This window comes from Streptomyces sp. NPDC043870 (assembly GCF_056435785.1).
The window spans coordinates 313,840-324,702 of the sequence record NZ_JBWKDT010000004.1 but is presented as its reverse complement, the minus strand read 5'-3'; the positions used below and the strand labels follow the sequence as shown (position 1 = coordinate 324,702).

7 protein-coding genes and 1 pseudogene are annotated in these 10,863 nt (G+C 69.7%); 3 read left to right on the top strand and 5 right to left on the bottom strand.

Annotated elements, in window-relative coordinates:
• The 3 genes and pseudogenes from AC0699_RS07895 to AC0699_RS07885 all read right to left on the bottom strand — a co-directional run.
• A pseudogene (locus AC0699_RS07895) lies at positions 1-1,476 on the bottom strand (hypothetical protein); the annotation flags it as partial.
• Positions 1,477-1,820: 344 nt separating this feature from the next.
• Positions 1,821-3,977: an OmpL47-type beta-barrel domain-containing protein gene (locus AC0699_RS07890; RefSeq protein WP_478657218.1), complete on the bottom strand. Its 2,157-nt coding sequence runs from the start codon at positions 3,975-3,977 to the stop codon at positions 1,821-1,823.
• A gap of 56 nt (positions 3,978-4,033) precedes the next feature.
• Positions 4,034-6,337 (bottom strand): ThuA domain-containing protein, encoded by a 2,304-nt coding sequence (locus AC0699_RS07885; protein ID WP_478657215.1) that lies wholly within the window; start codon positions 6,335-6,337, stop codon positions 4,034-4,036.
• A gap of 49 nt (positions 6,338-6,386) precedes the next feature.
• Here AC0699_RS07885 and AC0699_RS07880 point away from each other — a divergent pair, with 49 nt between their 5' ends.
• Together AC0699_RS07880 and AC0699_RS07875 are read left to right on the top strand one after the other, a co-directional pair.
• Positions 6,387-6,551, top strand: a complete 165-nt coding sequence (locus tag AC0699_RS07880) for a hypothetical protein (RefSeq protein ID WP_478657016.1) — start codon at positions 6,387-6,389, stop codon at positions 6,549-6,551.
• Between the two features lie 196 nt (positions 6,552-6,747).
• A complete protein-coding gene (locus AC0699_RS07875) occupies positions 6,748-7,764 on the top strand; it encodes a multicopper oxidase domain-containing protein (RefSeq protein WP_478657014.1) in 1,017 nt (338 codons plus the stop codon).
• Here AC0699_RS07875 and AC0699_RS07870 read toward each other — a convergent pair.
• Complete coding sequence (locus AC0699_RS07870) at positions 7,752-8,453, bottom strand: TetR/AcrR family transcriptional regulator (protein WP_478657012.1); 702 nt, start codon at positions 8,451-8,453, stop codon at positions 7,752-7,754. The two genes, AC0699_RS07875 and AC0699_RS07870, sit on opposite strands and share 13 nt — an antisense overlap.
• A gap of 52 nt (positions 8,454-8,505) precedes the next feature.
• Positions 8,506-9,219 carry a hypothetical protein gene (locus tag AC0699_RS07865; protein ID WP_478657009.1) on the bottom strand — a complete coding sequence of 238 codons (714 nt, stop codon included), beginning with the start codon at positions 9,217-9,219 and terminating at the stop codon, positions 8,506-8,508.
• A 215-nt stretch (positions 9,220-9,434) separates the two neighbouring features.
• On the opposite strand from AC0699_RS07865, the gene AC0699_RS07860 reads away from it, so the two are divergent.
• A complete protein-coding gene (locus AC0699_RS07860; protein WP_478657007.1) occupies positions 9,435-10,862 on the top strand; it encodes a phytoene desaturase family protein in 1,428 nt (475 codons plus the stop codon).
• The last annotated feature ends 1 nt before the right edge of the window (position 10,863 follow it).

Genomic DNA, 10,863 nt, shown 5'->3' with positions numbered 1-10,863 from the left:
CGAACTGCCAGTGCTGCCGCCCGATGAACCGCCGGAGCTGGAGCCGCCAGAGTCGGAGCCGCCGGAGTTGGAGCTGCCTGACGCGCCTCCGGACGAACTGCCAGTGCTGCCGCCCGATGAACCGCCGGAGCTGGAGCCGCCAGAGTCGGAGCCGCCGGAGTTGGAGCTGCCTGACGCGCCTCCGGACGAACCGCCGGTGCTGCCGCCGGTTGATCCGCCGGAGCTGGAGCCGCCTGACGTGTCGCCGGAGGAGCCGCCGTTGTTGCCGCCGGTTGACCCGCCGGAGTTGGAGCCGCCTGACGCGCCTCCGGACGCACCGCCAGTGTTGCCGCCCGATGAACCTCCGGAAGAACCACCGGACGAACCGCCGCTGCTGCCACCGGAGGCACCACCGGAGCTCGTAGCTCCGTCAGAGCCACCGCTGTTGCCCCCCGTCGACCCGCCCGAACTCGACCCGCCCGAACTGGACCCACCGTCGGCGCCGCCACTGCTCCCGCCAGTGTCGCCACCCGTCGAGCCACCGGAGCTTGAACCACCGGAGCTTGAACCGCCGGAAGTGGAGCCGCCGGAGTCAGTTCCACCGGAATTCGTCCCGCCAGAGCTCGTGCCGCCCGAACCCGTGCCGCCCGAACCCGAACCTCCGTCAGTGCCTCCGCTGTCGCCGCCGGTCGAACCATTCGAACCGGTCGCGCCGTTGTCCCCGCCGCCGGTGCTCCCCGTGTCGCCGGTGCTCCCCGTGCCGCCGGTGCCGCCGGTGTCTCCACCGGTCGCACCGCCCGTTCCGCCGCCACCTGGCCCGCCGCCGCCCGTCCCGCACGACGAGTCGGTGATGTTGCAGACCGCGGCATGGAGCCCGTCGTTGATGCGACGCGATATCCCACCGGTCACCAAGGCCAGAATGATCACCACGACGAGCACGAGGAGTCCGACGTACTCCACAGCCGTCTGTCCCCGGTCGCGTCGCCAGAAGAGCATCCACGTGAGGGACAACCGGGAGAGCGCCTCACGAAGGTTCCGTGTCCGCGCCGGCACCCCGAACCACGTGCGGCTCTGGGGCTGGGTGAGGAACGTCAGGATCAGTACCGGTAACAGTAGTTGGCTGAGACCCAGGTACGACCCGGTGGCGAGGTTGAACAGGCTGCCGGCGATCAGCCACACCTGAATGGCGACCAGTCCGCCCCAGACGCGCTTGTCGCCTCTGGGGACATGCCACACGAGCACCCCGGCCAGGACACCAGGCGTGGCGGCGTACAGCGCAAGGCCGAACAGTCCCGGAGTCATCAACTCAGTGGCGATGGCGGAGCCGATCACCCCGAGTCCGCCGACGACCGTGAACGCGAACAGCGCGTGCAGCAGAATACGCGCGGCCTTGAGCGAGGGCGGCAGTGTGCGCCGGTCGCCCGCGTACGGCGTGGGGACACCGGCGTACGTGACGCCGGAATGCGTGCGGAGACCGAGCCCCGACAAGCTCCTCACTCAACCTCTCCCGTCTGCGCATGAATTGACCAGCGCCACACCAACTGACAGGAAGAGCCCCGTCGAAACCAGGCATCAGGTCCGCCGGACTGTTCCCGCACGTTTGTGCGTCCCCCGAGAGCACCACCCACGCTAGGTCCGGACTTGGGCCCAGAGACAGGGTCCACGGGCCTACCGCGGACCCATGGTCCTCGGCCGGGACCGGGCCTCACCCGACCACGAACTTTCAGTACAGAGACCTTTCGGACGCCGGCCGTGCCCGGATCACGCGCCGCCCCGCAGGTCTGCCGCACGCCACTGACGACGCCGCGTGCGGCAGACCCAGGAACCGTTGCGGTCCGGCGCTACAGCTCCTTGATCCGGATGTTGCGGTACGAGATCACGTCCGTCGTCCCGTGGACCTGGAGTCCGATGTACCCCTGCGCGTAGCGCCGGCCGTCCGTACCCGGGTCGTCGGCGCGCGGCGGGACGAAGTCCTGGCCGCCGGTGTTGTCGAACTCGTTGATCAGGACACCGTTGCGGTGGACCGAGTAGTGCTGGCCGACCACGCGGATCTCGTAGTCGTTCCAGGTTCCCTTCGGGGTGACCCCGGCGCCGCCGAGGCCCACGCGGTCGAAGCCGTAGATCGACCCCGTCTTGTACATGTCGCCGTCGGGCCGGTCCAGGACCTGCACTTCATGGCCGTACTTGATCGCGACCCACTCGGGGCGCGGCTCCTCCGGGTTGTCGTGGACGTACGGGAAGCGCACGAAGGCACCGCTGTTCGCGTTCCCCGTTCCCGGGGCGTCGTCCCGCCACTGCAGCTTCAGCGAGAAGTCGCCGTACTGCCGCTGCGGGAACCACAGCATGCCCAGGCCACCCTTGGTGGTGCCGCTGGTCATCGAGCCGTCGGTGTTCAGCCCGAAGGAACCCCCGCCCACGTGCTGCCACTTGGCGAACGAGGCGGCCGTGCCGTCGAACAGATCGCGGTAGCCGGTGTTCTGGCCCGGCTTCCCGATGCCGGACTGCTTGGCCGCCCGGTAGATCTTTTTGTGTTCGCGCTGGTCGATGACCCCGTCCGCGAGCAGGTTGTCCAGCACCTTGTCGACATGCTTGAGGAAGAGCGCGTGCGACGTCCAGTCCTTCTCGTCCTCGATCAGCTCGTTGATGGTGCAGCGGGAGCGGGTGATCCGGTTCGGTACGCCCGTGTCGACCGTGCCGACGATGACGGTCAGCCGCTCGTCGAACTCCGGGCAGTTGGGCGCCGGAACGCCACCGCTCTCCGCGACGGTGAAGGACACCTTCTGCGCCTCCGACGTGTTGCCGGCCTTGTCGGTCGCCCGGTGCTGCACGGTGTGGAAGCCGACCCGGTCGACGATCACCGGCGTGGTGTAGGCGAGGTACGGACCGCCGTCGAGCGAGTACTCCACCTTGTCCACACCGGAGTCCGCGTCGGTCGCGGTCACCGTCACCGTGGCGCTCGTGATGAACGCGCCGTCCGAGTTCTTGGCCCCCGTCACGGTCGCCGAGGTCACCGGCGGTGTCTTGTCCTGCGACGGCGGGGCGACGACCGTGAAGTCGACGGCCTTCTCGGCAGCCGCGTTGCCGGCTTTGTCGGTGGCCCGGTAGCGGACCTTGTGGGTGCCCACTTCATGGATCATCACGGGCGCCGTGTAGGGCTGCCAGGGGCCGTTCGCCCCGAGCGCGTACTCGATGGTGTTGACGCCGGAACCGGTGTCCGAGGCGGCGACGGTGACCGTCGCCATCCCCAGATACTGGCCCTGTTCGTTCTTCTCGCCGGTCACGGTCGCCGAGGTCTCCGGCGGTGTCCTGTCGTCCGTCGGCGGGGCGACGACCGTGAAGTCGACGGCCTTCTCGGCAGCCGTGTTGCCGGCTTTGTCGGTGGCCCGGTAGCGGACCTTGTGGGTGCCCACTTCATGGATCATCACGGGCGCCGTGTACGGCTGCCAGGGGCCGTCCGCCCCTACCGCGTACTCGACCTTGTCCACGCCCGAGCCGGCGTCGGTCGCCGACACGGTCACCGTGGCATGCCCGATGTACGCGCCGTCGGCGTTCTTCTCGCCCTCCACCTTCGCCGAGGTCTCCGGCGCGGTGGTGTCCTCGCCGCCGCCCTCGGTCACGGTGAGGATGCCCTGCATCTGCCCGTGGCCGGGAATCGTGCAGTGGAAGCGGTAGCGGCCCGGTGTGAGCGTGACCTCCACCGAATGCTTTCCGCCCTGGTCGTCATTGGGGTTCGCCAGGATGTTGAGCGGGACGTCGTTGTTGTACTCGGGGTCGGAGACGTCGAAGGTCAGCGTGTGCGGCATCCCGGTGGTGTTGCCGGTCGCCGTGCTGTTCTCGAAGACGATCGTCGTCGGCCCCGCCACCGCGCTGGTGGGGAAGGACGCATAGCGGTCGATGGCGTCGCCCGCGGTCCAGGTGAGGACCTGGGCCGCGGCCACGTCGGCCTCCCTCTCGCCGGCCTGCCCGTGCGCGACGGTCGAGGTCAGCCCCAGGACCATCGCCAGCGCCCCGAGCAGCGCGGTCCACAGACGGAGTTGCCGGTGCGGTACGTGTCTCACTGGACGGCCGCCTTCCTCGCGAGCTGATCGGCGGCCGGGGTCGGCCCGCCGCCCTTGTACGTCACGCGCCACAGCGCGGACTTGGAATCGGAGGTGAAGAAGCCGCGCCCGTAGTCGAGGACGTACAACGAGCCGTCCGGTGCGAACTTCCAGTCCATGAGGTTGCGGATACCGGTCGTCCCGGTCGGGACGATCTTCTTCAGGGACTCGGCGTGGACCGGGATCCCGCCCTTGCCGACGGTCTTCGGGTCGGTCAGCACCGCGTGACGCGGCTGGTCGCCGTCGTAGAAGTCGCCGACGAACCACTTCCCGTCCCAGTACGACGGCCACTTCACCGCGGAGTCACTCGCCGCGTCGAAGCGGTACACCGGGCCGTTCATCGTCGCCTGGCCGCCGCCCCTGAGCCACGGCAGCAGCAGCTTCTGCTCCTCCACCTTGTAGCTCGGGATGCCGGCGGCGTCGCGCGGGTAGTCCGGGCCGCCGCCCTGCGGCGAGTACCAGATGGTGTTGGCGGTGACCGGCGGCAGCTTCACCAGGCCGTCGTTGTTGGGCGACTCGTTCTTCGGCGCGTCGCAGTCGTACCAGCCGAGCGGCCTGCTCGGATCGGGCAGATTACGGTCCCGGTAGGGCTGCTTGTTGCCCATGCAGTACGGCCAGCCGTGGTTGCCCGCCTTGGTGATGGCGGCGAAGGTGTCGTACTTGGCCGGGCCCCAGGTGGTCGACGGCGAACCGGCGTCCGGGCCGACCCAGCCCGCGTACAGAATGTCGGTGCTCTTGTCGACGAAGATGCGTGCCGGGTTGCGGACCCCCATCACATAGATCTCGCCGCGCGTCCTGCCGCCGCCCTCGTCGGGCTCCTTGCCGGTGAAGAGGTTGCCCTCGGGGAGGGTGTAGGTGCCGTCGTCCTCGGGGTGGATACGGAGGATCTTGCCGTTGAGATTGTTGGTGTTGCCGGCGGTGCGGCGCGCGTCCGCGAACGAGACGCCCTTGAAGTTCGGCTCCGGGTTGTTGCCCGAGTAACCGGAGCTGAATCCGGAGGAGTTGTTGTCACCGGTCGCGATGTACAGATTGCCCTTGGAGTCCCAGGACATCCCGCCGCCCGCGTGGCAGCAGCTGTGGATCTGCACCGGCCACTTCAGCAGCACCTTCTCGCTCGCCAGATCCAGCTTGTCGGTGGCGAGGTCCAGGGTGAAGCGGGAGACGTACCGCTCGGCCATGTGCGTGTCGCGGTTGATCCGCGAGTGCGGTGTGTAGTGCAGGTACACCCAGCCGTTGGTCATGAAGTCCGGGTCGAGCTCGATGCCGAGGAGCCCCTCCTCGTTCTTGGTGAGTTCGTCGCCGCCGCCCTTGTTGCCGAAGACCGTGAGCGCGCCTGCGAGCGTCACCTGCTTCGTCTTCGGGTCGTAGACGTGGATCTCGCCCTTGCCCTTGCCGATGTCGGGGTTGTTCCAGTCGGTCACCACCGGCTGGGAGGAGTCGGCGCCGCCCCGCCCGATGTAGAGCATCCGCCCGTCGGGGGCCGCGACCAGGCCGTGCGGCTCGCCGATCTGGTCGTTCCGGCCGGGCTGGTTGGGCTGGGTGACGCGCTCCGCCGTGTAGTTGGCGGTGATGGTGGCCTTGCAGTCGGCACGAGAGGTCCGCGAGGTCCATGCCAGCGCGCCGCGCAGATGGTCGCGGAAGTCGGTCTCGGCGTACGAGTCGACCGTGCCGCCCATTCCGGTGTAGAAGGACCGGCCGCCGTCGTAGTCACGGCACCAGGAGACGGGGTGGTCCCAGCCGTTCGCGCCCTGGCCGGGCTGGTACGAGCTCTCCTTGAGCCGGGCGACCGTGTGGACGGAACCGGACGGGTTCACCGCCCAGTTGAACCACTTGTCGGGCCGCTTCCAGTTCAGCGGGAGGCTCTTGGTGGCGGGGTGCTGACGGTCGCCGACCTCGACGACCGCGCGCTGCACGGTGGCGGGGGAGGTGGTGGGCCGGGCGCCGACGAGGCCCGTGAACCAGTCCGAGTACGGTTCGGTGCGAGCCGCGTCATGAATGCCGACGAAGCCGCCGCCCGCCTCCATGTACGCCTCCAGGCCCGCCTCCTGCTCCGGGTCGAGCACGTCCCCGCCGCCGGTCAGAAAGACCACGGCGTTGTACTTCCCGAGCCGCTTGGCGTTGGTGAAGACGGAGGCGTCGTCGGTGGCCTCGGTACGGAAGCGGCCCGCGGCCGGTCCGGTCAGGCCGATCTGCTCGATCGCCGCGATACCGGCGTCGACGGTCGCCGACTCGCCGGTGGCCGAGGCATGGAAGACGAGCACCCGTACGTTCGCACCGCCCGGCGGTGAGGGCAGAGACAACGTTGTCGGCGTGTTCGGAGTGTTCGGAGTGTTCGGCGTGGTCGGCGTGTCGGCTGACGTGCTTGTCGGCGGATCCGGTGCGGGCCGGGCCGCCGCTGTCCCGCCGAGCAGGGACACGGCCAGCGATCCGGCCAGCAGTGCCGCCGCCGTCCCGCGCCGGGATCTCGACCGGTGATGTGGTGCACGGTGCATGTGGTCACCCACCCCTCATTGGTCACAGCAACAGCGGTGAAGCTAGACCCCTTTTGACGAGTCGCCAATAGGTATGGCTGCAATCGGACGAACTTTGTCCTGGGTGTGGAGAAACGTAGATCACCCGGTTACCGTGTGCCCGGCTCGACCCAATTTCCCGACGGCACTGGGGAGTTCGCATGGACAGACGGAGCTTCAACCGGCGTCTGCTGGCGGGAGGTGCGGTCGCGGCGACGGGGGTGACATCGTTGTCTTCTGTGTCTCCTGTCGTCGCCCCGGCCGCCGCCTCCGCCGACGGCACACCGGAGACTGCCCCGGCCGGCGGTCGGATACGCCATCTCAAGTTGTACGCGGAGAAACTGCCGGACGGTCAGATGGGATACGGCCTCGAGAAGGGCAAGGCCACCGTGCCCGGGCCGATGATCGAGCTGATCGAAGGGGACACCCTGCACATCGAGTTCGAGAACACGATGGATGTGGCGGCCAGTCTCCATGTGCACGGCGTGGACTACGACATCGCCAGCGACGGCACGAGGATGAACAAGAGCCATGTCGAGCCCGGTGGCACGCGTACGTACACCTGGCGCACCCATGCCCCCGGCAGGCGCAAGGACGGGACCTGGCGGCCGGGCAGCGCGGGCTACTGGCACTACCACGACCATGTCGTGGGCACGGACCACGGGACGGGCGGCATCCGCAAGGGCCTGTACGGCCCGGTGGTGGTGCGGAGGAAGGGCGACATCCTCCCGGACAAGCAGTTCACGATCGTCTTCAACGACATGACGATCAACAACAAGCCGGCGCATCAGAGCCCGAACTTCCAGGCCACGGTGGGCGACCGGGTCGAGATCGTCATGATCACTCACGGCGAGTACTACCACACGTTCCATATCCACGGTCACCGTTGGGCGGACAACAGGACCGGACTGCTCACGGGACCGGACGACCCGTCACGCGTCGTCGACAACAAGATCACAGGTCCGGCCGACTCCTTCGGCCTGCAGATCATCGCGGGCGAGCAGGTGGGCGCGGGTGCGTGGATGTACCACTGCCATGTGCAGAGCCATTCGGACATGGGAATGGCTGGGCTGTTCCTGGTGGCGAAGCCGGACGGGACGATTCCGGGGTACGAGCCGCATCATCCGGCCGCGCAGGGCGCGAAGTCGCCGGACTCCTCCGGAGATCACGCCCACTGACGGCGCAGGCGGTCCGCGATGCCGCGGACGGGTGGCCGGTCCGGGAGGGTGCCCGGGTCCGTGGCCACGGCGCGCAGCAGGCGCAGAACACCCCGCGCCGCCCGGTCGTAGGCCGAGGCGTCGTCGTGCAGCACCGACTGCGCGTTCGCCGCCTCCAGCAACGCGATGATCTCGAAGGCGAGCTGCGGTACGTCCGCCTCCGCGACGAGCCCGCCCGCCTTCCGCGCCGCGTCCAGCGTCCGCTGTACATAGGCCACCCAGTCCTTGCGGGCCTTCGCGATCGCGTCGTGGAGCGGGCCGCTGCGGGCGTCGAACTCCGCCGAGACGCCGCAGAAGAAACACCCGCCGTCGAACACCCGGTCCGCCGAATAGGCCAGCCAGTTCCTGCAGAGCGCCCATACCCGGCCCGGCCCCGGCGGCAGCGCGCGCACCGGGGCGACGACACGGCCGACGTACACGGCGACCGCCGCCCGTACCGTCGCCAGCTGCAGTTCCTCCTTCGAACCGAACAGGGCGAAGACACCGCTCTTGCTGAGGTTCAGCTCGGTGGCGATCCGGCCGAGGGAGAGCCCCGCCAGCCCTTCCACCGACGCGATGTTCATGGTGCGGCCCAGCACCAGCCGCCGGGTCCGGTTGCCGCGCTCGACGCGTCCGTCCGTCCGTGTGCCGCCGCCCGTCGCATCCGCCACAGTGCTGAACGTATGGCCGTGCGGACGTTCCCGCACGCCGTGCCGGACGGCTTCAGCGGCCGTAGTGCGCCCGGCACAGCTCGACGAGGGACGGATCCGCGACCCCTTCCGACGAAGCGCACACATCCCTCATGCCGTGGTCCGGCCGTGGACGGGGCGGGTGTACGGCGGGACGCGGCTTGTGCGTCCGTGGCGGCCGGACGTGATCCGCAGGAGCCGGATTGCGTTGCTCCTTCCGGGGGCGCTGCCTCGGCGCCGACGGCGGATCCACGCGGTCCGGCCGGGCACGCTTCTCCCTCTCCTTCTGCTTCTCACGCGCGTCCTGCCTCTGCGGCTGCGGTGACTTCTCCGGTCCGGTCGTGGCGAGTTCGCCATGTGCCGGCGACTGGACCCGCTGCTCCGGTCCGGCCGATGACGGCGACCGGTCCCCTGCCGGGGCAAGCCCCGGCGTCGGCGGTTCCGGCGGCGCGGCGGGCACGGAGACACAGCCGGTCGCGGCGAGGAGTACGGCAAGGGTGAGAGGCCTGATCCGGTGGCGCATCCGCCCACCCTGCCGCAGTGCACAGGTGTGCCAGGGCCGTAACACGGCCGGACCACCGTGACGAGTGATCACACAGGACGAGGGGCGACGCCGGGCATAGTCGGTCAGCTCGCAGTGGACGAGCAGGTGCTCGACGGCATCGCCCAGGCCGAACGTCCACGACGTGTGTCCCAGCGCGTCGAACACCTGCGCCTGCTCGCCCGGCCTGCCCGCACGGGCGCTCACGAGGACGAAACCACCGTAAGGGCGTGGCCTGCACAGGTGTGACCTGCACTTTCGCTCCTCGGCAAGGGCTGGACGGGCTTCCGCGGCGATATGTGCGCGGAGCCCGGCGGCGCGTTGGCCGAGGGAAGCAGAGCGGACGGCGGCGCTTACCCGGCATGAGCCTTTCTGATCGTCATACGGAGATCATGACCATGCCTCCCCGTACGCTGTATGGCGTGGCAGACGCGATCGTCGTGGGATCTGGCCCCAATGGGCTCGCAGGCGCGGTGACCCTCGCTCAGGCGGGCATGCGCGTCACCGTCCTCGAAGCCGCGGCCACCCCCGGCGGAGGCTGTCGGTCCGGTGAGCTCACGGCGCCCGGGCTCGTGCACGACCACTGCTGCGCAGTTCACGCCATGGGAGTTGCCTCGCCGTTCCTGAACTCCCTCGGTCTGGCGCGGTACGGCCTGGAGTGGGCCTGGCCCGAGGTCGACCTGGCGCATCCCCTGGACTCCGGGCCGCCCGGGGTGATGCTGCGCTCCCTCGACGCGACCGCGGCCGCGTTCGGCGCGCCGGACGGGCCCGCCTGGCGCAGGCTCTTCGGGCCGCTCGCGGCCGGGTTCGACGCGCTGCTGACCGACATCATGCGCCCGATGGCGCATGTCCCGGCGCATCCGCTCCGACTGGCGCGCTACGGGCTCCACGCGGCGCTGCCCGCGTCCGTCCTCGCCGGACGGTGGCGCACCGACGCTGCGAGGGCCCTCTTCGCCGGGGTGGCGGCGCATGGCTTCCATCCCCAGAACCGTCCGCTGACCAGCGCGATTCCGCTGATGCTGATCGCCGCCGGCCATGCGTACGGCTGGCCTGTCGCCCGCGGTGGCTCGCGGGCCGTGAGCGACGCGCTCATCGCCCTGCTCAAGGATCTCGGAGGGACGGTCGAGACCGGCGTACGGGTCGACTCGCTGGACCAACTCCCGCCGTACGACACCGTGCTGCTCGACGTCACACCCGAGGCCGCGATCCGGATCGTCGGCGACCGGCTGCCGGCGCGGGTGCGGCGGGCGTACGCGCGGTTCAGGTACGCACCGGGCGCGTTCAAGGTCGACCTCGCCGTCGAAGGCGGTGTGCCGTGGCGCGACGAGGCCTGTCGGCGCGCGGGGACCCTTCACCTGGGCGGCTCGGCGGAGGAGGTCGCGTACACCGAGCGGAGGATCAACCGGGGCAGGATGCCGGACCGGCCGTTCGTGCTCGTGGCGCAGCAGTATCTCGCCGATCCCGGCCGGTCGCACGGCGCGGTCCACCCCGTCTACGCGTACGCGCACGTGCCCAACGGATATCCGGGGGACGCAACGGACGCGGTGCTGCGGCAGTTCGAACGGTTCGCGCCAGGGACGAGGGAGCGGATCGTCGGGATCGCCGTACGGTCGGTCGCCGCCACCGAGACGTACAACCCCAACCACATCGGCGGCGACATCATCACCGGCTCCACCGGCATGTTCCAGCTGGCCCTGCGGCCCCGCCCCGCCCCGTTCGATCCGTACGCGACCGGTGTTCCCGGGGTCCATCTGTGCTCGGCGGCCACTCCGCCGGGCACGGGCGTGCACGGAATGTGCGGGCATCACGCGGCCCGGGCGGCACTGCGTGCGGCGGGCATGGATCGGTAGG

Coding starts and splice junctions, on each gene's coding strand:
- AC0699_RS07890 (WP_478657218.1), bottom strand. CDS start 3,977: ATGGTCCTGGGGCTGACCTCGACCGTCGCGCACGGGCAGGCCGGCGAG.
- AC0699_RS07875 (WP_478657014.1), top strand. CDS start 6,748: ATGGACAGACGGAGCTTCAACCGGCGTCTGCTGGCGGGAGGTGCGGTC.